The sequence below is a fragment of the Sorangium sp. So ce426 genome (assembly GCF_051475585.1).
In the GTDB taxonomy this organism is placed as follows: domain Bacteria; phylum Myxococcota_A; class Polyangia; order Polyangiales; family Polyangiaceae; genus Sorangium; species Sorangium cellulosum_B.
In genome coordinates this window covers 7,278,948-7,304,582 of record NZ_CP150341.1, presented here as the reverse complement: position 1 = coordinate 7,304,582, position 25,635 = coordinate 7,278,948, and the positions used below count along the sequence as shown (strand labels likewise).

Annotated in this window: 20 protein-coding genes; 11 read left to right on the top strand and 9 right to left on the bottom strand. The window is 71.6% G+C overall.

The genetic code is table 11. The features are described from left to right. The first annotated feature begins 33 nt into the window (after positions 1–33). Positions 34–1,095, top strand: a complete 1,062-nt coding sequence (locus WMF44_RS27180; protein WP_437292944.1) for a 3-oxoacyl-ACP synthase III family protein — start codon at positions 34–36, stop codon at positions 1,093–1,095. A 590-nt stretch (positions 1,096–1,685) separates the two neighbouring features. After that, positions 1,686–3,308 carry a protein kinase domain-containing protein gene (locus WMF44_RS27175; RefSeq protein ID WP_437292943.1) on the top strand — a complete coding sequence of 541 codons (1,623 nt, stop codon included), beginning with the start codon at positions 1,686–1,688 and terminating at the stop codon, positions 3,306–3,308. A gap of 241 nt (positions 3,309–3,549) precedes the next feature. Here the strand turns inward: WMF44_RS27175 and WMF44_RS27170 are convergent, their stop codons facing one another. Then, complete coding sequence (locus tag WMF44_RS27170; RefSeq protein ID WP_437292942.1) at positions 3,550–4,419, bottom strand: BON domain-containing protein; 870 nt, start codon at positions 4,417–4,419, stop codon at positions 3,550–3,552. Between the two features lie 208 nt (positions 4,420–4,627). Between WMF44_RS27170 and WMF44_RS27165 the strand changes: the two genes are divergently transcribed. Both WMF44_RS27165 and WMF44_RS27160 read left to right on the top strand, forming a co-directional pair. Then, positions 4,628–6,343 (top strand): MutS-related protein, encoded by a 1,716-nt coding sequence (locus WMF44_RS27165; RefSeq protein WP_437292941.1) that lies wholly within the window; start codon positions 4,628–4,630, stop codon positions 6,341–6,343. Positions 6,344–6,392: 49 nt separating this feature from the next. Then, positions 6,393–7,376 (top strand): aldo/keto reductase, encoded by a 984-nt coding sequence (locus tag WMF44_RS27160; protein WP_437292940.1) that lies wholly within the window; start codon positions 6,393–6,395, stop codon positions 7,374–7,376. Positions 7,377–7,404: 28 nt separating this feature from the next. Here WMF44_RS27160 and WMF44_RS27155 read toward each other — a convergent pair whose 3' ends face one another. Both WMF44_RS27155 and argG read right to left on the bottom strand, forming a co-directional pair. Continuing rightward, positions 7,405–7,764 (bottom strand): phage holin family protein, encoded by a 360-nt coding sequence (locus WMF44_RS27155; protein ID WP_437292939.1) that lies wholly within the window; start codon positions 7,762–7,764, stop codon positions 7,405–7,407. A gap of 169 nt (positions 7,765–7,933) precedes the next feature. Next, the gene (gene argG / locus WMF44_RS27150; protein ID WP_437274770.1) at positions 7,934–9,286 is read right to left on the bottom strand and encodes an argininosuccinate synthase; all 1,353 of its coding nucleotides are present in this window, start codon (positions 9,284–9,286) and stop codon (positions 7,934–7,936) included. Positions 9,287–9,510: 224 nt separating this feature from the next. Between argG and WMF44_RS27145 the strand changes: the two genes are divergently transcribed. Then, on the top strand, positions 9,511–10,338 hold the full coding sequence (locus tag WMF44_RS27145) for a GNAT family N-acetyltransferase (protein ID WP_437292938.1): 828 nt from the start codon (positions 9,511–9,513) through the stop codon (positions 10,336–10,338). A 255-nt stretch (positions 10,339–10,593) separates the two neighbouring features. Here WMF44_RS27145 and WMF44_RS27140 read toward each other — a convergent pair whose 3' ends face one another. From WMF44_RS27140 to WMF44_RS27130, 3 genes are all read right to left on the bottom strand, one after another. Further along, positions 10,594–12,807 (bottom strand): anthranilate synthase component I, encoded by a 2,214-nt coding sequence (locus WMF44_RS27140; RefSeq protein ID WP_437292937.1) that lies wholly within the window; start codon positions 12,805–12,807, stop codon positions 10,594–10,596. Positions 12,808–12,837: 30 nt separating this feature from the next. Next, positions 12,838–15,036, bottom strand: a complete 2,199-nt coding sequence (locus WMF44_RS27135) for a chorismate-binding protein (protein ID WP_437292936.1) — start codon at positions 15,034–15,036, stop codon at positions 12,838–12,840. 97 nt (positions 15,037–15,133) lie between these two features. Then, positions 15,134–16,414 (bottom strand): isochorismate synthase, encoded by a 1,281-nt coding sequence (locus WMF44_RS27130; protein WP_437292935.1) that lies wholly within the window; start codon positions 16,412–16,414, stop codon positions 15,134–15,136. Between the two features lie 751 nt (positions 16,415–17,165). Between WMF44_RS27130 and WMF44_RS27125 the strand changes: the two genes are divergently transcribed. The 3 genes from WMF44_RS27125 to WMF44_RS27115 are packed head-to-tail and all read left to right on the top strand — an operon-like array spanning position 17,166 to position 20,411. Then, entirely contained in the window at positions 17,166–18,569 is a 1,404-nt protein-coding gene (locus WMF44_RS27125) for an ABC transporter substrate-binding protein (protein ID WP_437292934.1), read from the top strand. Between the two features lie 29 nt (positions 18,570–18,598). Further along, entirely contained in the window at positions 18,599–19,531 is a 933-nt protein-coding gene (locus WMF44_RS27120; protein WP_437292933.1) for a carbohydrate ABC transporter permease, read from the top strand. Between the two features lies 1 nt (position 19,532). Next, positions 19,533–20,411, top strand: a complete 879-nt coding sequence (locus tag WMF44_RS27115) for a carbohydrate ABC transporter permease (RefSeq protein ID WP_437292932.1) — start codon at positions 19,533–19,535, stop codon at positions 20,409–20,411. Positions 20,412–20,448: 37 nt separating this feature from the next. Here WMF44_RS27115 and WMF44_RS27110 read toward each other — a convergent pair whose 3' ends face one another. The 3 genes from WMF44_RS27110 to WMF44_RS27100 are packed head-to-tail and all read right to left on the bottom strand — an operon-like array spanning position 20,449 to position 22,051. Further along, entirely contained in the window at positions 20,449–20,985 is a 537-nt protein-coding gene (locus tag WMF44_RS27110; RefSeq protein WP_437292931.1) for a hypothetical protein, read from the bottom strand. Beyond that, positions 20,982–21,674, bottom strand: a complete 693-nt coding sequence (locus tag WMF44_RS27105) for a DUF4166 domain-containing protein (RefSeq protein WP_437292930.1) — start codon at positions 21,672–21,674, stop codon at positions 20,982–20,984. Before WMF44_RS27105 ends, WMF44_RS27110 begins: the two co-directional genes overlap by 4 nt. Then, entirely contained in the window at positions 21,674–22,051 is a 378-nt protein-coding gene (locus WMF44_RS27100) for a hypothetical protein (protein ID WP_437292929.1), read from the bottom strand. Before WMF44_RS27100 ends, WMF44_RS27105 begins: the two co-directional genes overlap by 1 nt. Before the next feature lie 366 nt (positions 22,052–22,417). On the opposite strand from WMF44_RS27100, the gene WMF44_RS27095 reads away from it, so the two are divergent. Genes WMF44_RS27095 through WMF44_RS27085 form a run of 3 tightly spaced genes read left to right on the top strand, consistent with a single transcriptional unit; the run spans position 22,418 to position 25,364 of the window. Next, complete coding sequence (locus tag WMF44_RS27095) at positions 22,418–23,554, top strand: hypothetical protein (RefSeq protein ID WP_437292928.1); 1,137 nt, start codon at positions 22,418–22,420, stop codon at positions 23,552–23,554. A 59-nt stretch (positions 23,555–23,613) separates the two neighbouring features. After that, the gene (locus WMF44_RS27090) at positions 23,614–24,273 is read left to right on the top strand and encodes an RNA polymerase sigma factor (RefSeq protein ID WP_437292927.1); all 660 of its coding nucleotides are present in this window, start codon (positions 23,614–23,616) and stop codon (positions 24,271–24,273) included. Beyond that, a complete protein-coding gene (locus tag WMF44_RS27085) occupies positions 24,270–25,364 on the top strand; it encodes a hypothetical protein (protein ID WP_437292926.1) in 1,095 nt (364 codons plus the stop codon). The genes WMF44_RS27090 and WMF44_RS27085 overlap by 4 nt, the downstream gene beginning before the upstream one ends. Positions 25,365–25,635: the final 271 nt, after the last annotated feature.

Genomic DNA, 25,635 nt, shown 5'->3' with positions numbered 1-25,635 from the left:
GCGGCGCGCCTGCGGTTCAGGTAAGGCACTTCTGTGACAAAGATTGGATTTGAGATCATCGGGACGGGCCACTACGTGCCCGGAGAACCTGTCACCAACGACGACCTCGCGCGGGTGATCACGACCTCCGACGAGTGGATTTACCAGCGCTCCGGTATCCGCCAGCGCCATTACGCGCCGGACGGCGTGGGGGTGAGCGATCTCGCGTGCGAAGCGGCGAAGCGCGCGATCGAGTCGGCGCGCATCGCGCCGTCGGAGATCGATTACATCCTCTTTGCCACGATGACGCCGGACTATATTTTCCCTGGCTCCGGGGCGCTGCTCGGCGCGAAGCTGGGCATTCCGGGCGTCCCCGCGCTCGACATCCGGCAGCAGTGTGCCGCGATGCTGTTCGGCCTCCAGACGATCGACGGGCTGATCCAGACCGGGGCCGCCAAGACCATCCTGTTCGTGGGCGCAGAGGCGCACGCCGGCTTCATGCCCTGGGAGGACTGGGGAGCGCTCGACCCGAAGAATGGCCGCTCCGCGACGCCGGAGGCGCGGGCGCACGCCGACCGCCACCGGAACCTCGCCGTCCTGTTCGGGGACGGGTCGGGGGCGCTCGTCCTCCGCGCGACCGATCGCGACGCGGGCCTGCGCGGCAACAAGATCTGCTCCGATGGACGCTTCGCCGAGCTCCTCTTCGTGCCGGGCGGCGGCTTCCGCTCGCGCCCGTACTGGAAGCCGACGTCGTTCGACGAGGATCTGCATATCCCCCGCATGGATGGCCGCGAGCTCTTCAAGTTCGCGGTGACCAAGCTCCCGGCGACGGCGCGGGAGCTCTGCGCCTCTCAGGGCCTCGCGATCGAGCAGATCGACGTGTTCCTGGCGCACCAGGCGAACGGCCGGATCAACGAGCACATTCGCAAGGACCTCGGCGTGCCCGTCGAGAAGCTCCCGAGCAACATCGATCGATTCGGCAACACGAGCGGCGCCACCGTGCCCATCCTCATCGACGAGGAGATGCGCGCCGGAAGGGTGAAGAAAGGGCAGCTCGCCATGGTGCTCGCGCTCGGGACCGGCGTCCACTGGGGCTGCGCGCTCTGGAAGCTCTGAGCGGCTGAGCGGCGGCGCCTCGCTCGCAGGCGTCACCGTGCTCATCGTCATCGTCATCGGGCCGCGCCGGTTGCGCGTGGCGTATTGCGTCCGGCGCGGAACGTCGCGGAAATTTCGTGCGATCGTGTCGCGACGGATTGCACGTGGCGTATCCCTTGTTACGTTTCCATCAACGCCCGCAGCAGACCCCGTGTTTGCAATGCGATCGACCTTGCGCGGGCGCTACCGGGAAGGGAGTCACCTCAGGGCTCGGCGGCACGGCCCCTCCCCGGCCAGCGGCGAATTGCGCACGAAGCACCCAACGCGCAGCAGGTAACGCGCAGCAGGTAACGCGCAGCAGGTAACGCGCAGCAGCCAAAGCGCAGCGCGGGACCTACGTGCGGGGGTGCGGTGTTCGTGAATGCTCGTGTGTGCGTGTGTTTGGATGTCGTCTCTTGCCGCTCTTGCTCATACGATTGTAGGCCATTCACTTCATTGGAGCATGTTTTCCTTGATGGCGAGGACGCAAACTCTTCGCATTGACTCGGACGCACAATTATCGGATTTTGCACACTGAGGTGAGTGTGATCGGAGAACACGGAGCGTCGATCTTGAGAGACACACCGACCCAGCTTGGGCTCGGCCGGTATCGTCCCATCGCGAAGCTCGGCCGCGGCGGGATGGCGGACGTCTTCCTCGCGATGGCTCACGGGCCCGCCTCGGTGAACAAGCTGGTCGTCGTCAAGCGTCTCCGCAGCTCCGGGGACGAGGAGGATCGCCAGGTCCTCATGTTCATGGACGAGGCCAAGCTCTCGGCGCGCATGAACCACCCGAATGTCGTCCAGACCTACGAGGTCGGCAGCGATCGGGACGGCTACTTCATTGTGATGGAGTACCTGGAGGGCCAGCCGCTGAAGCGCGTCATGAAGGCGGCTGTCGAGCGGGAGTCCGGCACGGGCGGGCTCGTCCGCGGCACGTGGATCCGGATCGTGGCCGAGGTGCTGCGCGGGCTCCATTACGCGCATGAGCTCTGCGATTTCGACGGTCGGCCTCTCGGCATCGTGCATCGCGACGTCTCGCCGCACAACATCTTCATCACGTACGACGGCGCGGTGAAGCTCGTGGATTTCGGCGTGGCCAAGGCCGCCGTCAACGCCTCCAGCACCGAGAGCGGGACCTTCAAGGGCAAGCTGACGTATATGGCGCCCGAGCAGGTCACGGCGGGCAAGACGGTGGACCGCCGGGCGGACATCTTCGCGGTCGGCGTCGTGCTCTGGGAGCTCCTCGCCGGGCGGCGGCTGTTCGAGGGCGATCAGATCACCGTGATGCACCAGCTCCTGCTGGGGAAGATACCGCGGCTCTCCACCGTCGTTCCGGGCATCCCCATCGCGCTCGATCAGATCACCGCGAGGGCCCTCGATCGCGAGCCATCGAGGCGCTTCGCGACGGCGCAGGAGATGTGCGATGTGCTCGAGAACTACCTTCAGTGGTCGGGCGAGGACGTCCGCAGCGAGTTCCTCGGCGCCTGCATGCGGGGGATCTTCGCCGAGAGCCGGGCCTCCATACGCCAGCAGATCAAGGCGCAGATCGAGCGGGTGGCCAGCGCGTCGCTGCTGAGCGACGCCTCCAGCCAGGTGACGATGAGCGGCATCGGCGTCGCGATGGCTCCCTCGGGCTCCGGCTCGGGCAGCAGGCTGCCCTATGTCGGGGAGTCCAGCCGGTCGGGCGTCGAGCGCGTGTCGGGCTTCGAGCGGGCGTCGGGCGTCGAGCGGCCCAGGACCCCCGTGAGCGACTCGGTGAGCCTGCGAGCGACAACGTCGGGGCCCGTGTCGGCCTCGAAGCGCGGCTACCTCATCGGCGCGTCCGCCCTGACCGCGCTGGTCGCGCTGGTCGGTGGCGCGGTTCAACTCGCGAACCAGCACGCGCCCGCCCTCGATGCTCCTGCGGCCGTGGTCGCCTCGCGCGGCGCCGAGGCCGGGGAGACCGTCGAGAAGAAGCCCGAGGAGGGCCCCAGGGCGAGCGTGACGATCGCGAGCGATCCGCCCGACGCGACCGTGAGCTGGAAGGGAAAGACGCTCGGCAAGACGCCGCTCAAGACCGAGCTGCCCGTGGGCACGCAGGTCGTCGTCGTCTCGAGGTCCGACTGCTTCGATGAGACGCTCATGCTGGCGCTCTCACCCGCGGAGGCCGTGGAGCGCTCCGTAAAGCTCCGCCCCAAAAACTTCACCCACTAGAGCGGCGGGCACCCGCTTCGGATACGGGCCCACCTCGGCGTTTTCGGTGCTCAGCGCACGGGAGTGCGCTTCCGCGCCGAAAACGCCGATCTGGGCCCGTCTCCTGTGCGGGTGACCGCCGCTCTGCTGCGGCTCGGGATGGGGCAGAGGGGGGGCGGAAGGCGGGTGATCCGGGGGGCATCCGCTCGGCGGCGACCGGGGGCACCGCCTTGACCGCGGCCAGGTCGACGGCCTCAGGGCGTCATGAGCCGTGACGGATGTAGGAGATCACCTTGGTGACGCCATCGGCGTCCAGGGCCTCCTTCACCGCCTCGGTCGCCTCCTTCACGCTGGCGACGGTGCCTTGCAGCGTGACCACGCCGTCGCGCACCGTGACGTGCAGCTTCTTCACCGCGTCATGATCGCTCTCCGCGAGCTTGCCGCCGACCGCGTTGCGGAGCGTCTCGTCGGACGGGCGCGCGCCGGTCCGCTTCGCCTCCTTCGTGGCGATGACCGAGCCGTCACGGCCGAAGGTGACCTGATAGTCGTTGTCCTTCGCTGCCTGCGTCCACTCGTCGCGCGTCATCGCGGCGGCATTTCCCTCTTGCTTCTTGGCTCCCTCGGCCTGGCCCTGTTGCGGGGGCTGCGGCGCGGCCTTGTCCTTGGGAGCGGCAGGCGGCGCCGACTGCGGGCGCGCGCCCTGGTCGTCCTTGAGCGCGCCGGTCTGCTCGCCGACCCTGTTCATCTGGTCGCCGACATCGCGGCCCGCCTGGCGCCCGCGCTCGGCGAGCTGCTCGGCCTTCTCGCGCGTCTCCTGGCCGAGCTGCTGGCCCTCCCGGGCGAGCTGCTCTGCCTTGTCACCCGCGCGCCCGGCCTGCTCTCGCGCCTCCTTGCCGAGCTCCTTGCCCTCCTGGGCGAGCTGCTCCGCCTTTTCGCCCACGCGCCCGGCCTGCTCGCGCAGGTCTTTGCCGGGCGTCTGGTCCGGGCCCGGAGGCGGTTCGCCTCTCCTGATCGTCTGGTCACCGGGCTCGCGGACCGCTCCTTCAGCTCTCTCGCTCTCGCTCCTGCAGGCCGTGCCGGCGAGCGCGAGCGCGAGGACGGTTGGGCCGGAGAACCAGCGTATTCTGCTCATCGTGCAGCGATAGCTCATGGTGCATCTCCGGGCGCACACCGAGGCAGACGTCGTGCCAGGAACTCGGTCGTTCCCGGCCGCCCGGGAACAACGGCGCGCCGCGCGTGTCGACGGGGGCATGCCGAGACCCTCCCTGGCCACCGCGCAGCGGCGGCACCGGACACCGGACGAGCGCTCCGGCCCGACGCATCGTAGTAGGCTCGAGGTCGTGAGCGCGGCGCCGCCGGAACCCGTCCTGCCTGACGCCCCGCCAGGACAGCGCTCCGCGCCCGATCTCCTCTCGCACCGGCCGGCGCTCCGGGTCGACGCGCGGGCGGTCAAGGAGTCGCTGGCGTTCGCGTTCGCGGGCGGCGCGCCCGCGGGGGCGTTCGATCGGCACGTCGAGTCGGCCTCGCTGCCCGCGTCGACGTGGGATCCCGCCCGCTTCGCGCAGCACGTCTTCCTGCGCGAGCTCATCGTGGGCTGCCTCCCTTTCACGAGCGAAGGCCGCACGTACATCCCGAGCCCGGCGCTGCTGGGCCGCGCCCTCTCCCAGCCGCCGAGCGATCGCGACACCGTCGAGCTCCGGCGCGCGATCTTCCGGGAGCTCACCGGGTCGGAGGCGCAGCGCCGCGATCTCGAGCGCGCTTACGCGGCGCTGCGCCGCTGGGTGCGCCAGATCGAGACGATCCCCATCTCCCGCGGCGAGGGCAGCCGGCGCCGGCTGGACATCCTCGCCGCCGCCAAGGACGCGTTCGACGCGCTCGCCGGTGGGTTCGCGGGCGCTCGCTCGGGCCTGTCGCGGCTCTCGGCGTTCGGCGCGGCCGTGCGCGAGGGCGAGGGGTACCGCCGCCTCGCGGATCTGCTCGCGTACGACGAGGAGATCGCGACGCTGGACGTCCGGATCCGCGTCGGCTCCGACGGCCATGTCCGCGATCTGCGCGCCCTGTCGATCCGCGAGAACAGCGAGAACCGCTTCCACCAGTCGCCGCTCGGGCGCCTGGTCACGAAGCTCGTGATGCTGTGGAGGGGGTACCGGTTCAGCGACGACGAGCTGCTCGCCCGCCACGTCAACAGCGTGTTCGACGGCATCGAGGACGATCTCGTCGCGCTCGTCCAGCTGCTCGGAGATCTCGAGTTCTACCTCGCCGGCCTCGCGCTGCGCGACCGCGCCCGCGCGGCCGGGCTCTCCGTCTGTCTGCCCGAGCTCGCCTCGCCGGGCTCGTCGGGCGGCGCGCACGGCGCGCGCGGCGGGAGCCCTGGGCGCGAGCTCAAGGGGCTGTTCAACCCGCTGCTCCTGGCGAGCTCGGCGAGCACGGTCCCGTGCGACATCGCGACCGATCACCACGACGCGACCGTCATCGTGACCGGGCCGAACTCGGGGGGGAAGACCCGGCTGCTCGAGGCGCTCTCGCTGGCCCAGATGATGGGGCAGGCGGGCTTCTTCGTGCCGGCCGCGGAGGCGCGCCTCTCACCGTGCCACGGGCTCTTCGTGTCGCTGATCGAGCAGGCGCAGGCCGATCAGAGCGAGGGCCGCCTCGGGATGGAGCTGCTCCGCATCAGGTCGCTGTTCGAGGCGATGCAGGTCGGCGACATGGTGGTGCTCGACGAGCTCTGCTCGGGCACGAACCCGTCGGAGGGCGAGGAGATCTTCCAGCTCGTGATCTCGCTCCTCTCGGAGCTCCGCCCTCAGGCCTTCATCACGACGCACTTCCTCGAGCTCGCGGCGCGGCTCGAGCGGGAGCGACCGGTCGATCGGCTCGTGTTCCTGCAGGTCGAGCTCGACGCGCAGCAGTGGCCGACATACCAGTTCGTCGACGGGGTAGCCCGGACCTCGCTCGCGCACCGGACGGCGGCGCGGCTCGGGGTCACGCGCGAGGAGCTCGTCGCGCTCGTCGAGCGCAGCAAGCGCGCGCACCGCCGCCGCGGGGCCGAGCCCGCCTGAGCGCGGCCACGCTCGCCGTGGCGGGGGAAATCTGGTTGTATGCGCCGCCATGGAGTATCGATCTCTTGGCAGGACGGGCTTCCGCGTCTCCTCGGTGAGCTTCGGGGCCTGGGCGATCGGGGGCACCTGGGGCGACGTCGACGACAAGGAGTCGCTCGCGGCGTTGCACCGGGCCGTCGATCGAGGCGTGAATTTCTTCGACACCGCGGACGTGTACGGGGACGGCCGGAGCGAGCGGCTGCTCGCGCGGCTCAGGCGCGAGCGGCGCGAGGAGATCGTCGTCGCGACGAAGGCGGGCCGGCGCCTGAGCCCGCACACGGCGGCAGGCTACACCGAGGGGAACCTCACGGCCTTCATCGAGCGCAGCCTGAAGAACCTCGAGACGGACGCGCTCGACCTCGTCCAGCTGCACTGCCCGCCGACGGACGTCTACTACCGGCCCGAGGTGTTCGACGCCCTCGATGGGCTCGTGAAGGCAGGCAAGATCCGGTTTTACGGCGTCAGCGTCGAGCGGGTGGAAGAGGCGCTCAAGGCCATCGAGTACCCCGGCGTGCAGTCGGTGCAGATCATCTACAACGTCCTCCGGCAGCGCCCGGCCGAGCTCTTCTTCCCCGAGGCGAAGCGCCGGCAGGTCGGGGTCCTGGCGCGACTGCCGCTCTCCTCGGGGCTGCTCACCGGGAAGATGAGCGCGGCGACCCGGTTCGCGGCCGACGATCACCGCAATTTCAACCGCGAGGGCGCCGCGTTCGACAAGGGCGAGACGTTCTCGGGCGTCGACTACAACCTGGGCCTCGAGGTCGTCGACGAGCTCCGCCCGCTCGTGCCCGCCGGCGTGAGCATGGGCGCGTGGACGATGCGCTGGATCCTGATGCAGGACGCGGTGACGTGCGTGATCCCCGGCGCGAAGCGGCCCGAGCAGGTGGACGAGAACGCGAGCGCGGCGGACCTTCTGCCCGTGCCAGAGGAGACGATGGCGAAGATCCGCGAGATCTACGACCGGCGGCTCCGGCCTCGGGTTCACCAGCTCTGGTAGACGCCGCCCGGGCGAGGGCTGCGAAGGCTCACAAGATGCGCGGCAACAGCCATCCTGCGAACGAGATGAGGGCCGCCGTGCCGAAGAGCGGCCCTAGCCCCCGGATCTCGAAATCGTCGATGAGCTTGTCGGTGACGTAGATCAGCACCGAGTTCACGACGAGGCCGAAGAAGAGATACGCAAGGCCCAGCGTGAGGATGGCGGCGGGCAGGAGCGCCACCGCGACCAGGAACTTCACGAGCCAGCCGAGCAGCAGGTTGAGGACGGTGAACACGGCGGCGACGACGAGCGCCGTCTGGGTCTTTCGGATCCGCACGCCGGGCAGGATCTTCGTTCCGACGAGGACCGCGAGGCCCGCGGCGAGTGCCTGGATGATGAGCGCCTTCATGACCACCTCCCTGGGCCGGCACCGCTCGGGCGGGCCGGCGTTCGCACCTTCCTCGTGACCCAGGCAGGTGCCGGGCGCAACCTCGTCCGGCGCGGCGCGGCGCGGCGCGGCGCGGCGTGAGCGGAGCCGGGGCGCGGCCTCCGCTCAGCCTCAGCGGCGCCGCCCCGGCTCATTCCTTCGGCTTGTCGCCGCCGAGCAGCTCGCCGATGGCGGGGGCGCCGCCCGGGCCGAGGGCCTGCGTGCTCTCGATGAGGTGGATCAGGAACTGGCGGTTGTCCGTCACCGAGAGGTTCTGGAGCTCGAGCGCGCCGATGCGGTCCTCGGGGGTGAAATAGGCCTCCTCGACCTTCTCCATCGAGAGCTTGTGCGGCGCATAGGCCATGTAGTCGGCGCGCGTGTTCAAGATGTTGTAGTCGTCGCCGCGGCGCAGCTCGAGCGTCACCTCGCCGGTCACGCCGGGGGCGATCCAGCGCGAGAGCGCGTCCTTCAGCATCATGGCCTCGGGGTCGTACCACTTGCCCTCGTAGAGCAGACGCCCGAGGCGCCTGCCCTGGGTGAAGTACACGTCGAGGGTGTTCTCGTTGTGAATGGCGGACAGGAGCCGCTCGTAGACGGCGTGGAGCAGGGCCATGCCCGGCGCCTCGTAGATGCCGCGGCTCTTCGCGTCGATCACCCGGTTCTCGATCTGGTCGCTCATGCCGAGCCCGTGGCGCCCGCCGATCCGGTTGCACTCGACGAACAGCTCGAACAGGGAGCCGAAGCGCTTGCCGTTGATCGTCGTCGGGACGCCGCGCTCGAACCCGAGGGTCACCGTCTCGGCCTCGATGGCGACCTCCGGCCGGAAGGAGGCGACGCCCATGATGGGCTGGACGATCTTGATGCCGGTGTTCAGGTGCTCGAGGTCCTTCGCTTCGTGCGTCGCGCCGAGCACGTTGGCGTCGGTGCTGTACGCCTTCTCCGTCCCCATGCGGTAGGGCAGCCCGTGGCGCTCGAGGTACTCGCTCATCTCCTTGCGCCCGCCGAGCTCTCCCACGAACCTCGGATCGAGCCAGGGCTTGTAGATCTTGAGCGAGGGGTCGACGAAGATGCCGTAACGGTAGAACCGCTGGATGTCGTTGCCCTTGTGCGTGCTGCCGTCGCCGAAGACGTGGACGTCGTCGTCGCGCATCGCGCGGACGATCGCGGTCGTGGTCACCGCGCGGCCGAGCGGCGTGGTGTTGAAGTACTTCTTGCCGCCCGTCGAGAGGTGGAAGGCGCCGCACTGGATGGCGAGGATGCCCTCGCGGACGAGCGCCTCGCGACAGTCCACCAGCTTGGCGGAGACCGCGCCGTGCTGCAGGGCGATCGGCGGGATGTCGCCGGGGGAGTCCTCGTCCGGCTGCGCCAGATCGGCGGTGTACGCGTGCACCTTGAGCCCGTTGCGCGAGAGCCACGCCACCGCGCAGCGCGTGTCGAGGCCGCCCGAGAACGCGATGCCGAGGTGGGTGCCCGCCGGGGGGAGTGAACGGAAGATCCTGCTCATGGCGGCGCAGCATAATCGCAACGCCCGCGACCGCGCGAGCGGAGATCGCGGGGCGGCGGAGGCGCCTGACGGCGCGTGTGCGCGACGTCAGAGGCTCCGCCCGCTCCGCCGGGGCGGCGCTGCCGCGCGCTGGCTTGCACGAAACGGCGCAGACCGGGCCTCATCGGACTAGGATGGAGGACACCGTGTCGCGCGAGCCCTGCTCGCAAACGAGGTGCACGTCCATGCCGAAGCTGTCGTACGCCGAGATCGCCCGGATCGAGGAGCGCCGGCTGGCGGTCAGCATCGCCGCCGTGGTCGCCTGCGCGGAGCCCATCGCGGGCGGGTGGATGGCCTTTGATGGAGAGGGCTCCTGGGGAAACTTCGCTGTCGGGCTCGGGCTCGATGGGCCTGTCTCCGGCGAGGATCTCGATCACCTCGTGGCGTTCTACGCGGCGCGCGGCGCGGAGCCGCAGATACAGGTCTGCCCCTTCGCGCACGGATCGCTGGTGCGCGGCCTCGCCGAACGAGGGTTCGTGCTGCGCGAGTTCGAGAACGTGCTGGCGCGCGAGCTCGCGCCGGACGAGGACCTCCGCGCGCTGGCGTCGTATGGTGGCCCCGGGGAGCTGGAGATCGTGCGCATCGATCCGGGCGACGAGGCGCAGGTCCGGGTGTTCATCGAGATCGCGACGAGCGGCTTCCGGCCCGCGGACGCGCCGATCTCGCCGGTGCTCTTCGAGATCACGCGCCGCGTGGTCGCGCACCCCGGATGCGACTCGTACCTGGCGCTCGTGAACGGCGAGCCCGCCGGCGGCGGCAGCGTGGAGATCTCCGGCGAGGGCGCCGCGCTCTTCGGCGCCTCGGTGCTCCCCCGGTTTCGCGAGCGCGGCGTCCAGCAGGCGCTCATCGCCCGCCGCCTGGAGCGGGTGCGCGAGCAGGGTCGCCTGCTGGCGTGCATCAGCGCGAGCCCCGGTATCCCCACGGAGCGCAACGCGATGCGGCTCGGCTTCTTCATGGCGTACAGCAAGGGGATCTTCACGCGGCGGACCGAGAGCCCAGAGACGCCTGCCTGAGCCGCTCCCGGGCGCCCCGGGCCTCGTCGGCGGCGGCGCACAGTTCGCACATTTCAGGTGTGCAGCGCTGCTCGTGCAGAACCGAAATGAACGCCCAGGACATCCATGCGAAATGCCCGACCCTGACGGAAGTGCGCCATGGCACGCCTCATGCTGATATTCTGGTTCAGCGCCGCTGGCGTGGCCTTTCCCCCCCCGAGGCCCCGGCGGCGCTTTTTCATTTCGCCGCCAGCGCCCCGCTTCACCGATCGACCGTCACCGCCCGCCGCTCCGCTGCAGCTCGGTGACCGCGTTCCTCACGAGCCGGAGCCCCACGTTGTCGTCCTGCGACAGGATCGACTCCGGATGGAACTGGACGGCCGCGACGGGCAGCTCCGTGTGCTCGATCGCCATCACGACTCCATCCTCGGTCTCGGCCGTGATCTTCAGCGACGCGGGGAGCGCGTCGCGCAACGCGTAGAGCGAGTGGTAGCGACCCGCGCGGAACTCGCGCGGCAGCCCCTCGAAGAGGCGCCCGCCGAGCACGCGCACCTGCGAGGCCTTGCCGTGCATCGGGTAGTCGAGGACGCCGAGCTTGCCGCCGAAGTGCTCGACCATCCCCTGCAGGCCGAGGCAGACGCCGAAGACGGGTAGCCGGCGCTGGAGCAGCGCCGCGAGCGTGCCCGAGAGATCGAAATCGCTCGGCGTGCCGGGGCCGGGCGAGAGCACAACGAGGTCGGGAGCGTAGGCGTCGAGCTCCTCGTGAGGGAAGCCGGCGCGGAGCGTCATCACCTCGGCGCCCGTCTGCCGGAGGTAGTTGGCCAGCGTGTGCACGAAGGAGTCCTGGTGATCCACGAGGAGGACCTTGCGCGTGCCGCCAGGCACCGGGTGGATGGCCGCCGGGGGCGGCGTGGCGATGCCGCGAGGCCTCCGGATCGCGTCGAGGAGCGCCGACGCCTTCACCTGGGTCTCGCGCTCCTCCTCGTCGGGATCGGAGTCGAAGAGCAGCGTCGCGCCGACCCGGACCTGGGCCACGCCGTCCTTGACCCGGATCGTGCGCAGCGTGAGCCCCGTGTTCATGCTGCCGTCGAAGCCGACGATGCCGACCGCCGCCCCGTACCAGGCGCGCGGCGAGCGCTCGTGATCCTCGATGAACTGCATGGCCCAGGCCTTCGGCGCCCCCGTGACCGTGACCGCCCACGTGTGCGCCAGGAACGCGTCGAGCGCGTCGAAGCCGTCGCGCAGGCGGCCCTCGATGTGATCGACCGTGTGGATCAGCCGCGAGTACATCTCGATCTGCCGGCGCCCGATCACCCGGACGCTCCCCGGGACGCAGATGCGGGACTTGTCGTTGCGATCGACGTCGGTGCACATCGTGAGCTCCGACTCGTCCTTCGCGGACGCGAGCAGGCGCGCGATCTGCGCGGCGTCGGCGAGCGGGTCGCTGCCGCGCGGGATCGTGCCCGAGATGGGGCAGGTCTCGACGCGATTGCCCTCGACGCGGACGTACATCTCCGGCGAGGCGCCGATCAGGTACTCGGCGTTGCCGAGGTTCATCAAAAAGCCGTAGGGCGCCGGGTTGCGCTCGCGCAGGCGGTAGAACAGCTCGGTGGGCGCGACCGGGCACGGCTCGTAGAGCGTCTGCCCCGGGACGACCTCGAAGAGATCGCCCCGCTTGAAGGACTCGCGCGCCACCCGGACGAGCTCGGCGTACTCGCCCGGCGCGTACTCGTTCTGGGGCGCGCGGTCGGCGCCGACGTAGGCGTGCGTCGCGCCCTCGCGCGGCAGCCCTTCGGTCGAGCGATCGCCGAACTTCAGCTCGTAGCGCGTGCGCGTCGCGCGCTCGCGGCGGTGGTCGACGGCGACGATCTCGTCGGGGAGGTAGAGGACGAGATCCCGCTGATCCGCCGGGCGCTCCAGGCGGAGGCGGATGGGCTCGAACTGGAAGGCGAGATCGTACGCGAACGCGCCGTAGAGCCCGAAGAGCGGGTCGCCGGGGACCCCGAAGAGCTCGATGAGCCGGCGCAGCACCGAGAAGATGGACGGCTGCCGGCTGCGCAGCTCCTCCGGCACCCGCTCGCCCGGCGGCCGGACCGCGCCGACCACCTCGTCGCCGCGCCGCTCGAGGGCCGCGACCGCGTCGAGATCACGGAGGGCCTCGTCGATGGCCGGCAGCAGCACGCGCCCGCGCTCGTTCAGCGCGGTGAACCGGAAGTCGCGGCCCCGGGAGACGAGCACGAGCGGCGGATCGACGAAGCCGATGTCCCAGCGCGTGTACCGGCCCGGGACCTCGTAGCTGGACGCCAGGACCACGCCGAGGTGGCTGTCGAGCGCCTCGACGATGGGCTGGATGGCGCCGTCGACGGCGAGGTCCTCGACCGTCCGCCGCACCGCGACGCCCCTCCGCGTAATGTTGCTCTCTCGTTTCACGACCGCGTCTCCTTCTGTGCGATGAGTATACGCGGTGCGGCATGCGCGCCGTACCGGCATCTTGCCGCGTGCACGTCTGCGTCGGGCGCGTCATCCGCGCAGCGCGCTCGTCGCGCGCACTTCTTGCGCGGACGCCCGGCCTCCGTCCGCGGCTCGCTCCGCGAGGTAGATGGCGCGGAGCAGGGGGAAGCTCTTGACGAGGACCTCCTCGTACTCGGCCTCCGCGCTCGACTCCGCGACCACCGCGCCGCCGCTGCCGAAGCTGAGCGCCCGGCCGTCGGCGATGAGGGTCCGTATGGCGATGTTCATGTCCATGGGGCCCTCGTACGCGAGGTACCCGATCGAGCCCGTGTACACGCCCCGCGTGCGCCGCTCCAGCGCGTCGATGATCGAGATCGTCCGATGCTTCGGCGCGCCGGTGATGGACCCGCCGGGGAAGCACGCCTCGAGCGCGTCGAGCGCGCCCTTCCCCTCGCGCAGCGCGCCCGTGACCACCGAGGAGAGCTGGAGCAGGGTCGCGTGCTCCGTGATCCGCTGGAGCGCCTCGACGTCGATCGAGCCCATGGCGCAGACGCGGCTGAGGTCGTTGCGGACGAGGTCGGTGATCATGAGGAGCTCGGAGCGGTCCTTGTCGCTGGTCGCGAGATCGCGGCGCAGGGCCAGGGTCTCTTCCTCGGTGGCGCCCTTCGGTCGCGTCCCCTTGATGGGCTCGCTGCGCACCCGCCGCTCCCGGTCGACCGCCAGGAACCGCTCCGGCGACGACGAGAGCACCGCGCCCTCCGGCATCCTGAGGAACGCCGAGAACTGCGCGGGGTTCGTGCGGCGCAGGACGCGGTAGAGGGCGAACGGATCGAGCGAGGTCCGCACGTGGAACTCGTTCGTGAGGCACACCTCGTACGTCTCGCCCTCGCGGATCTCGCGGAGGATGGCCTCGATGGCGTCGAGGTGCTCCCGTCGCGACAGGCGCGGCGCGTGCGCGATCCGGTCGGCGAAGCCCTCCGGGACGGGCGGCAGGAGCGGCTCCGAGAGCGCCGGGAGGCCCTGGAGGCGCGCCGCGATCTCGTCCAGCCACGGTCCGGACGGGGGCGACGCAGGCTCCTCGGCGTCGAGCGCGTCGATCGCGTCGATCGCGCACGCGTACACCGCGCGCTCGACGTGGTCGAAGGCCAGGATCCGCCGCGCGATCATCATCGCGCTGTCCGGGAGCGCGCGGCGCGGGTGAGCGGACGCGCCGAAGCCGAGGTGCTCCTTGAGCTCGTAGCCGAGGTAGCCCACGAGGCCACCGGTGAAGTGGAAGGGCAGGCCGCTCGGATCGAGCGATATCGAGGCGAGCTCCCGCCGGAGCGCGACGAACGGGCTCCCCTCGGACGTGGTCGGGGTGAAGGCGTCCCCGGGGCCGCCGGCGCTCCACCGCGTCACGGCGGCGCCGCGGCTCTCGATCGCCTCGGTCGCGCTCCCCATGAACGAGAAGCGCCCGTCCCGGCCGGTCGCGCTCGAATCGAGCCAGAACGCGTAAGGGGCCGCGGCGAAGAGCCCGGCGAAGGCCCGCTCGGGATCGACCCACGGGAGCCGGAGGTGACGCACGCGCCCGCGTCGCCGCGCGCCCGCCGGCGCGCCCGGCGCGCAACCGCCCGGCGCGCCTGCGGAGAGGCCCGGCGCGCGCGCGATCCGGCGGAGCGCCGCGCCTCTCCGGTCGCGCGGCGTGTTCATGGCGATATTCCTGAAGTTGCTGATGATCCTCTTGCCGTGCTCGGTGCCGATCGACTCGGGGTGGAACTGCACGCCGTAGAACGGCCGGTCCTTGATCTTCAGGGCCATGATGAGCCCGTCGCCGCGCGTGCGCGCGGTCACCTGGATCTCCGCCGGCAGCTCGCCGTCGCCGACGATGAGCGAGTGGTAGCGCACCACCTGGAACGGGCTGGGCACGCCCTCGAAGAGCCCGGCGCCGTCGTGCTCGATCTCCACGATCTTGCCGTGCATGACCCGCGGGGCGTGCTGGACGCGCCCGCCGAAGCGCGCGGCGAGCCCCTGGTGGCCAAGGCAGACGCCGAGGATTGGCGTCCCGGCGAGGGCCTCGATCACCTCGGCGCAGACGCCGAAATCGGCCCGGCGCTCCGGGCGGCCGGGGCCGGGCGAGATGACGATGCTGTCGAGCTCCAGGCCCTCGATCTCGGCGAGCGAGAGGCTGTCGTTCTTGACGATGATCGGCTCCTCGCCGCTCACCTCCCAGAGGTACTGCCCGAGGATGTGGGTGTACGAGTCGTAGTTGTCGATGAGGAGTGTCTTCACGGCGAAGCTCGCCTCGGGGCCCGCATCGAGGCGGTCGATGCAGGCGAGCCGGCGCGGATCCCGGCTCGGGTGAGGCGCCCCGGCGGCGGGCGCGGCATCAGGGGCGGATGATGGCCGCGAGCATGGCCTGGAGCTTGAGCTGCGTCTCGACCAGCTCGGCCTCCGGGTTCGAGCCCGCGACGACCCCGACGCCCGCGACCATCCGCGCGCGCGCGCCGTCGACCGTGGCGCTGCGGATGCCGATGAACCAGTCGCCGTCGCCGCGGGCGTCGACCCAGCCCACGAGCCCCGCGTAGAGCCCGCGCCGGATGCCCTCGTGCGCGCCCAGCCAGGCCTCCGCCGCCTCGCGCGGCGTGCCGCACACGGCGGGCGTCGGGTGGAGCCGCGCGGCGAGCGTGAGGGCGTCCGGCGCCGCCTCCGCGAGCTGGCCGTGGATCGGGGTGCCGAGGTGCATCACGTTGCGCAGGCTCAGGATCGACGGCTCGCTGGGGACCTCGAGCGACGCGCACTCGGGCGCGAGCGCGGCGGCCACGGCGTCGACCACGAAGCGGTGCTCGCGCTGGTCCTTGGCCGAGCGCCGCAGGACCTCGGCGAACCGGCGGTCGGCGTCGACGTCGGCGGAGACCGCGTAGGTGCCGGCGAGCGGGTGCGAGGAGACGGCGCGCCCGCGGCGCGAGAGCAGGAGCTCGGGGCTCGCGCCGAGGAAGCCGTCGACGTGGAAGATCGCGCACGAGGGGTAGAGCGCGGTCAGGCGGCGCAGGACCTCCTCGACGACGATGGGGCGGTTCGCCTCGACGTCGACCGCGCGGGCCAGCACGACCTTGGAGAGGGCGCCCTGCTGGATGTCGGCCACCGCGCGCGCGACGCGCCCGCACCACTCCTCGTGCGGGAGCGCCGAGCGGAGCGTGAAGCTGTCGGGCGAGCGCCGGTGGCCCTCGGCCCGCTCCAGGTGCGGCGCCGGGGCGGCGCCCTCGCCGATGGTCGTGACCCACGCGGTGCCGTCGGGGGCCGCGCCGACGATCTGGGCCGGCACGACGAGCGCGGCCGGCTCGGTCCGGTCGAACGGCAGGGCGCCGAGCGCCACCGGGCCGCAGCCCGGGCGTCCCACGGCGTCGGCGGCCTCGATCGACGCGAGCGCCTCCTTGATCCACCCCACGCCGCCCTCGATGCCGTGCGGCAGCTCCAGGCGGGCGGCGACCCCGTGCGCGACCAGCTGGGTGCCCGGGTGCAGCCAGACGCGCGCGCCGTCTCCCATGAGCGACGAGACGCCGCCGGGCAGCTTCGCGAGCGTGTCGGCGTCGAGCCGGAAGGTGCGGGCGACGAGCCGCGCCGCCTGGCGGGGGGCGTCGGCCGAGGAGGAGAACGTCAGGGGAGTCATGCACCGCCGTGCGCAGGCCGGTTCGGGCTCGTCCTGCTCGGCAGGACCAGCCTGGAGCCAGCAGGCCACGAGCCCGCGGCACCGTGCCGGATCGCGAGCGCCGGCCACGCAGCATCGGCTCTACCGCCTCCGGAAAGGCTCCGCAAGCGCAAAGCAGCCCACGTTCGGGGCGCGTGCGACGCGCGCCTACCGCTGAATTGCCGCTGAAATTGCGCTTCGAGGCGAGGTGGTGGCGTCGGCGCGCGCGCACGCACGTATTGCGCGCGTTGCGTCCGCGCGACGCAGGCGCATCGCGTTTCGTCTCACCTCATCTCGCCGCCAGCGCGCGTCGTGTCGCGTCTCGCGGCCAGCGCTGCTGTCTCGTCTCACCTCGCCGCCAGCGCGCGTCGCGTCTCCGCGCGGCACATCGCGCTTCGCGCTTCGCGCCGCGCGCCTTCGCGACGCGCTGTGTGCGGCGCGCCGCGCGCCGTCTGCTGCGCTGCCAGCGAGCAGAGCAGTGCCGAGCAGCGAGCAGCGAGCAGAGCAGTGCCGAGCAGCGCGCGCTCCGTCCCGTCTGTGATCGACGGCTCTTTCCTGGGCTTTTTACCCCTGCAGAGGTGGCGCGATCGCTTGCCCCCGAGCGCGCATCTGGTCGATGCTGCCGCGGGCACTCGCCCTTCGCGGCGCGGGCGTGAGCGGCGCGTCTCGATAGCCCTGCCGGCCACCGGGAATGCGAAAACTCTCCAGAACAGAGCTCAGAAAGGATCCTGCGATGGACCCCACTCGGCAGCATCATCTCCGCGCATGGCGAACCGCAGCGCTGCTCCTCTTCGTCGTCGGGCTGTGCGCCTGCCGCGGAGACAAGAGCCCGCCTGCCCGCGAGAACCCCCCTGCCGCCGCCGCCACGACGGCGGCCGCGGTGTCGGAGGCGCCGGGCGACAAGGCGATCAAGGCGCAGCCCCCCGCCGTGCCGAACGCCGCCGAGGCGAAGCGGTACGCCGGCAGCAAGCTCAAGTATTACAGCGAGCCGGTGGGCGTGGGCGCCGAGCTCGACAGGGTGATGATCCAGCAGTTCCAGAAGGACACCGGCATCGAGGTGACGATCATCCCCCGTCCCAAGGACGCGACCGAGACCTACTCCGTCTACCAGCGCCTCTTCCAGGCGCAGTCCGGGGACATCGACGTCATGATGCTGGACGTCATCTGGCCCGGCGCCTTCGCGCAGAACCTCGTCGATCTGAGCGAGAAGCTCGGCGAGGCGGCGAAGCAGCACATCGAGAGCATCGTCCAGAACAACACGGTCGACGGCAAGCTCGTGGCGATGCCGTGGTTCACCGACTTCGGGCTGCTCTATTACCGCACCGATCTTCTGGAGAAGTACGGCTATCAGAAGCCGCCGGAGACGTGGGACGAGCTGGAGCAGATGGCGAAGAAGATCCAGGACGGCGAGCGGGCGGCGAGCCCGAACTTCCTCGGCTTCGTCTGGCAGGGCAAGGCCTACGAGGGGCTGACCTGCAACGCGCTGGAGTGGATCGCCTCCCACGGCGGCGGCGCGATCATCGAGGAGGGCAAGATCACCGTGAACAACCCGGGAGCCCAGAAGGCGCTCGCGCGCGCCAGGGGCTGGGTGGGCTCGATCTCCTCCGCCGGCGTGACGAGCTACGAGGAAGAGGACGCGCGCAACGCGTTCCAGGGCGGCAACGCCGCCTTCATGCGCAACTGGCCTTATGCCTACGCGGCGGGCAACGCCGAGCGGTCGCCGATCAAGGGCAAGTTCGCGGCGGGCCCGCTGCCGCACGAGCCCGGACAGAAGAGCGCGGGCACCATCGGCGGATGGCAGCTCGCGGTGTCGAAGTTCTCGCCGAACAAGGACGCGGCGATCGAGCTCGTCCGCTACATGACGAGCCCCGAGGCGCAGCGGTTCCGCGCGACCGCGGGCTCCTTCCTCCCGACGATCCGAGCGGTGCAGCAGGACCCGGAGGTGGTGAAGTCGCTGCCCTTCCTGGCGAGCGCGAAGGACATCGCGCTCGTGCCGCGCCCCTCGAACAGCACCGGCGCCCGGTACAACGAGGCGTCGATCGCCTTCTTCCAGGGGGTGAGCCAGGTCCTGCAGGGCAAGGAGCCGAAGGCGGTGCTCGGGCAGGTGGAGCAGCGGCTCACGCGCGCGCTTCGCTGACACCGCACGCTCGCGAGAACGGATATCCCATGAGCATGCCGGCGAACCCAGCGGCCACGAGCGCGGCGGCCCCTCTAGACCACCTATCGCTCGACGCGCGGCGACGGCGGCGCGCCTGGCTGTTCCTCCTGCCGACGCTCTCGGTCGTCGCGTTCATCGCCCTCTATCCCCTCGCCGAGACGTTCTACCTGAGCTTCACGAACGCGCGCCTCGGCGCCGGGGAGCCGGCCAGGATCATCGGGGCGCAGAACTACGTCGATCTCGTGCAGGACAGCTACTTCCACGACGCGGTCCTGCTCACGGTGCTCTTCACGGTCGTCACCGTGCTCGGCGAGCTCGCCCTCGGGCTCGGCGTCGCGCTCGTCGTCAACTCCCGCTTCAAGGGGCGCTCGGCGGTGCGCGCAGCCATGCTCATCCCCTGGGCCATACCGACCGTCATCTCGGCCCAGATGTGGAAGTGGATGTACAACGACGTCTACGGCGTCTTCAACGACCTGCTCGTCAACCAGCTCGGCGTCCTGGACCGCAACATCGCCTTCGTCGCCGATCCTGCGGTGTCGTTCTGGGCCGTGGCGCTCATCGACGTCTGGAAGACGACGCCGTTCATGGCGCTCCTCCTCCTCGCCGGGCTGCAGCTCATCCCGCACGATCTCTACGAGGCCGCGCGGGTCGACGGCGCGACGGCGCTCCAGCAGTTCACCCGGATCACGCTGCCGCTCCTCAGGCCCGCGATGCTGGTCGCGCTCATCTTCCGCACGCTCGACGCGCTCCGGGTGTTCGACGTCTTCTTCGTCATGTTCGGCAACCGGCCGGACATGCAGACCATGGCGACGTACGCCCAGCAGACCCTCGTCAGCGTCTCGAACATCGGCTACGGCTCGGCGATCTCCGTCGCGCTCTTCCTCATCATCGCGGTGTTCATCACGATCTATCTCGCGGTGTTCCGCGCCGAGGAGGTGTGAGATGAGCGGCGCGTCGCGGGGCGCAGGGCGGCGCCGTTCGCTGGGACAGGGCGCCTTGCGGGCCCTGCTCTACCTGATCGTCGCCGCGGTGCTCGTGTTCACCGTCTTCCCGTTCGTCTGGGCGTTCGTCTCCTCCATCAAGCCCGACGACGAGCTCTTCACGACCCCGGTCCGCTACTGGCCCGGCCGCGCGACGCTCGACAACTACCGCCTCGTGCTGGCGAACGGCGAGTTCCAGACGGCGCTCCTGAACAGCGTGATCGTCGCCGTCTCGGTCACCGCGGTGTCGCTCGCCGTCGGCTCGCTGGCCGCCTACGCGCTGGGGAGGTTCCGCTTCCGAGGGCGCAGCCTCGTGCTCTACGTGGTCCTGGGGATGACCATCTTTCCGCAGATCGCCGTGCTCGGCGCCCTGTTCCAGATGATCAACTTCTTCAAGCTGTACAACCAGCTCCCCGCGCTGATCCTGACGTACCTCATCTTCACGCTCCCCTTCACGGTGTGGGTGCTCACCGGCTTCATGAAGGCGATCCCGCGCGAGATCGAGGAGGCGGCCTACGTCGACGGCGCGACGCACTGGCAGGTGTTCACCCGGGTCATGCTGCCGCTCTCGGTCCCCGGGATGGCGACGACGGGCATCCTCGCCTTCATCGCCGCCTGGAACGAGTTCCTGTTCGCGCTCTCCTTCACCCAGACGCCGGACAAGCGCACCGTGACCTACGCGATCCAGGCGTTCTCGACGACGAGCAGCGGGCTCTACGAGATCCCCTGGGGGCAGACCATGGCGGCCTCCATCGTCGTGACGGTGCCGCTCGTGGTGCTGACGCTTGTCTTCCAGCGGCGGATCCTCGCGGGGCTCACGGCGGGCGCGGTGAAGGGCTGACGGCGCGTCAGGCGGCGCGCGCGGCGCGGGCGCCGGCTCACGCGCGCCCCCACGGGAAGCGCAGCCAGCGAGGCCCGCAGGCGGCGCCGAGGTCGCGCAGCCCCGAGAGCAGCACGCCTGCGGCCATGAGCGGCAGGATCACGCGGAGCGAGAGCGGCGCGTCCCAGCGGGAAAAGCCGGTGGGGCCGCGCGCCCAGCGCCAGATCTCGGGGACGAGGTGGGCGAGCGCGCCGCCGTAAATGATGCCCATCACGGCGTGCATCACCCGCTCCCCCGGGTAGACGCCGCCGAGCGGCCGCCGGACCGTGTCCTCGACGACGAAATCGCGGAGCGTGATCGCGATCTCCGCGAGGAGCAGCGCCGCGAGCGCCCACGCGGCGAGCCCCTCCCAGCGCACGAACGGCAAGGAGGCGAAGAGCACCGCGTACAGGAGATCGCGCGCACCGTGGAGGACGAGCTCGGGCGCCGTGCCCGGCACGCCGCCGGGCAGGCGCGCCCGCCACTCGTGGTAATAGAGCGTGTCGAAGGCGCCGAGCGCGCCCTGCACGGCGAGGAGCACGAGCGCCGTGATCATGCGTGGGGCTCCGGCGCTGACAGCGCGGTCGATTCCGGCGTGGGCCCGCCGGCGCGAGCAGGGGGCACCTCGCCGCCCGCCTCGTTCGCCACGCGCCCCTCGTACGCGACGAGCAGCCCGGCGACCGGCGCGAAGATCCGCACGTCGACGTGGACCTCGTCCTGGAGCGGCCCGGCCCGCCCCTCGATCCGCGGGGCGAGCCACCGGGGCAGCGGCAGGCCGAGGCGGCGGAGCCCGAGCGTCGACCGCACCTGCTCGAACACGAGCGCGCCGCCCTCGGCGCGGAGCCGGAACCAGCACTGGACGAGGCCGAGCCCCTCCACCAGGAGATCACCCGCGCGCCACTGCGAGGAGAAGAGCGGGCGAACCCCGAAGGTGCGGAGCCACCGCTCGCCGTCGCCCGCCGGCTCGACGGCGAGCGTCACGGCCACGTCCTCGGCCGCCTCCGGCATGCGCAGCAGGCCGGCGACCAGGCGCGCCGCGAGCCCCCGGCCGCGCCGCACGCGGAAGCGGCCGCGGGCGCGCACGCCGCCCGCGTGGAGGCGCTGCACCGGCGGCGCGAGCGCGGCCCACGCGGCGCCGAGGAGGGCAGGGTAGAGCGCAGGCGCTGGAACACCCCGCGCCGCGCTCGAGCAGGGCGCGGGAGCTCCCCGGGGTCGACTGTCAGGCGCCCCGGCGGAGCCGCGCATCAGGCGTCCTCTGGGAGCATCTCCCGCGGCACCGCAGGGCTCCTCGGGGCGACGGCCGCATCGGCGAGATCGCGGATCTTGACGATGATCGCGTCGTCCGAGTCGCTCCGCGCCTCCTCGCAGTACGACCGGATCTGCCAGAGCAGCTTGCGGGTGCGCCGCAGCTCGAAGACGAGCCATCGGGTCTCCGGCTTCGCCTCCTGGGGGTGGCGCTCCAGCTCGACCTCGATCTCGCGGATGCGCTCCTCGATCTGCTCTCCGGTCGGGAGGATGCGGCCGTTTCCGTGACAGTCCTTGCACAGATAGGGGCCGGAGTCCGTGTTGATCTCGCCTTCGCCATAACAGCTCGCGCACGTCACCAGCTCGTAGGAGTTCATGCGGCGCACTCTATCCGATCCCGTGCCGTGCTCGCGACCGGCGTCGCCGTCGTTCGATCGGCCGCTCGGTCGCGCCACGGGCGGCGGCGTCGTGCCCTCCGGCGTGGCAGGCGGCGACGCCTCCGCCATGGAACGCGCGCCGTCGCGACCGGCGTCGCCCGCAGGCGCCGGGGGCCTGGCCGTCTGGAGGTCTCGCGCTCGCGGCGATTTCGCCCAAGGCCACAGCGCTCTGCGCGTCCTAATTCCGCTTGCGCCGTTCCTTGCGGTAATGGGAGGCATCCTGTGACCTGCCCTCATCCCTCGCGTCGAGGCGCGCTGTGCGTCCTGGCCGTGTGCGCCTTTTCCCTCGGTTGGCCGAGCGTCGTCGTGGCTGCCCCGCTCCCGCGGCTCGCGGTCCAGCGGGCGCCCGCTGCGGCCGACTGCCCGGACGCGCCGTCGCTCGCAGCCGCGGTCGAACGGGTGATGGAGAGGCGGGCTCTCGACCCCGTGAGCACCGCCGGCCCGCCCACCGGCGCCGGCGCCCCTACCGGCGGCACGGCGAACGCGGGCGGCGCTCCTTCTGGCGACCCGTCAACGAACGCGCGGAGCGCCCCTCCTGGCGACACGCCGGCGAACGCGGGCGGCGCCCTGGCGAGCGCGAACGGGGCGACCGAGCTCGAGGTCCGCTTTCTCCACGACGGCGCCACGTACACCGCCGTCCTTCAGGCAGGTGGTCGCACCCGGCAGCTCTCGTCCGAGGTGGGGGCGTCCTGCGGCGAGCTCGTCGAGGCGGTGGCGCTGACCCTCGCCATCCTGCTCGACAGCGATCCGCCTGCGCCGGCCCCTGTAGCGCCCGCGCCCGCGCCGTCCCCTGTCGCGCCTGCGCCGGCCCCTGTCGCGCCCGCGCTGGCTCCTGCCGCGCCCGCGCGGGCGCCTGTCGTGCCGGCGCCGCCGCCTCCTCCGCCTCGGGCGGCGCGCGGGGACGTCTCGATGGAGCTCGGCGCCGCGCAGACCATGGGCATGCTCGATCCCTTCCGGGCGGCCGCGATCGCCGATGTTTCCCTGCGGCGCCGCGGGTGGTCCGCAGGCGTCGGCGGGGTATGGCTGCCCCCCCAGGACACCGAGCTCGCGCCGGGCGTCGTCTCCCTCGGGCTCGGCGCCGCCACGGCGCGCGGCTGCGCCACGATCGCCGGCGATCTCGACGGCCTCCGGCTCTCGGCCTGCGCGGCGGCGGTGCTGGGCGCCGTTTACGGCTCCGGCAAGGGGTTCGCCCCGGACCGCGAGGCCTCCGCTCCCTGGTTCGCCCTCGGCGGCTCGGCCGTCGCGGAAGGGACCCTCCTCGGCTCCAGCGCGCTGGGCTGGTCCGCGCGCGCGACGCTGCTCGCGCCGGTCGCGCGGGCGCGCTTCACGGTCGAGCGCCGCGCGGGCGGCGAGGCCGGCACGCCCCTGACGCAGGACGTGGCGCTCGACCCCTCCCCGGTGGGGCTGCTCGTCGGCCTGAGCGCCCGCGTGTCGATTTTTTGATGGCGAGCCACGCGACCCGCCACGGAGGTGATGGGCATGGCGAGAAGCGGCAGGACAGGATGACCTTCGGAGAGGTCTATGCGCAGCACTTCCGGTTCGTGTGGCGGTCGCTGCGACGCCTCGGCGTGCCCGAGAGCGACGTCGCCGACGCGGTCCAGGACGTGTTCCTGGTCGTCCATCGGCGGTTGCCCGAATTTGAGGGTAAGTCCAAAATTACGACCTGGCTCTACAGCATCTGCTTTCACGCCGCCCGTGACCGGCGCAAGCTCGCGCATATGAGGCGGCGCGCTCACGACGACGAGCCGCTGCTCGACTGCGCCGATGACCGGGCCGACGTCGGCGCGGAGGCGGAGCGGCGGCAGGCGATCACGCTGCTCGAGGCGATCCTCGACGAGCTGCCCCTCGAGCAGCGCGCCGTGTTCACGCTCTTCGAGCTCGACGGCATGGGCGGCGAGGAGGTCGCCGATCTGCTCGACGTCCCGCTGGGGACCGTCTACTCGCGCCTCCGCCTCGCCCGCGACGCGTTTCGCCGCGCCGTCGCGCGCCTGAAGGCGCGCGACGAGTTCCACGTGGGCGGGCCCCGGGTCATGCGGTCGCAGCCCGTGTTGAAGGCGGCCGTCGAGGCAGCGCCGGTGCCCGAGGGGCATCCCTCGGTCGTGCTTCCGCTGCCGGAGGTGGAGCGGCAACCCGTCTGGAAGCGCGCGGGAGGGGAGCGATGAGCGATCCGGTGCGCTGGCTCGACGCCGAGGCGAACGCGCTCGCGATGGAGCGCGAGCTCCTGCGAGCAGCGCCGTCGGCGGACCCGCCCGACGGGGCGCAGGAGCGGGTGTGGGCCGCGATGGCCGCGCAGATCGGCCTCGCCGGAGCCGCCGGGCTCGGAGGGGCTCAAGGCGCCGCGGGAGGGGCGCTCCCGGTGAACGTGGGTGGCGCGGCGAGCGCGGGCGCTGGCGAGATCGCCGCGGCCGTGTCCGCGGGCAAGGTGGCGTCCGCAGCGGCGGGCGCCGGCGCTGCCGGCGCGACGGTCACCGGCGGCGTGGCCGCAGCGGCGGGCGCTGCGGGTATCCTGAAGGCGATGCTGTTCGGCGCCGCCTGCGGGGGCCTGATCGTCGCCGGCTATGTCGTCGTGGCTCCGTCGAGCGAGGCGCCGCCGGCTCGGATCGTCGAGGCCGCGGAGGCCGTCGCGGCACCGGTATCCGCGCCGGTTTCGCCGCCGGAGGGCCAGGGGCCTGCCGCGCAGGCCGAGCCGGCACCTGCCGAGCCGCCGCCTGTCGAGCTGGCGCCGCCTGCCGAGCCGCCGCCGGTCGAGGCGCCGCTGCGATCCAGGCCGCTTCCGCCGGCCGAGCCGCCGCTGCCGGACAGGCCCCCCGCGCGGACCGGCCCCCGCGCGGCCACGAGACCCGCGAGCCCGGGCGCGCCGCTATCGGAGCGCGCCGCGAGCGCGCGGCCCGCGGCCGGGACGGACGTCCTCGAAGCGGCGCCCGCGCCGGAAGCCATTGGCGCGGAGCTCGGCGCGGAGGGCGCGTCCAGCCCGGGGTTGCGGGAGAGCCGGCTGCGCGAGGAGCTGACGCTCCTCGGCGACGCGCGCGCGGCGCTCCGGCGCGGCGACGCCTCCGGCGCGCTGAGGATCGCCGAGCAGGCGCGGCTCCGCTTCCCCGGCGGCGCGCTGGCGCAGGAGCGCGAGGCGCTCACCATCGAGGCGCTCTGGCAGAGCGGCGATCGCGCGGCGGCCGCGCAGCGCGCGTCGGCGTTCCTCCTCGCTTATCCGTCGAGCCCGCACATCCCTCGCCTCCGCTCCTTCACCACTCACTAAGACCGAGGGGCAGAAGTCCTGACAGGGATCTGCCTCGCGACCCGCGAGAGTTCAACGCAAAGGCGCCAAGACGCAAAGACGCAAAAATTCACGAGAATTTGTTCTTTCTTTTGCGCATTTGCATTGAACTCTCTCTCCGGACTTCTGGTGGGTGGCATTTGAGCGAAGCGCTCTCGCTTCGGAGACGGATCCATCGCGACGCTTTCGGCGCTCAGCGCGCTTGAGCGCGCTTCCGCGCCGGAAACGCCGCTCCGGGCCTGTCTCCTGTGCG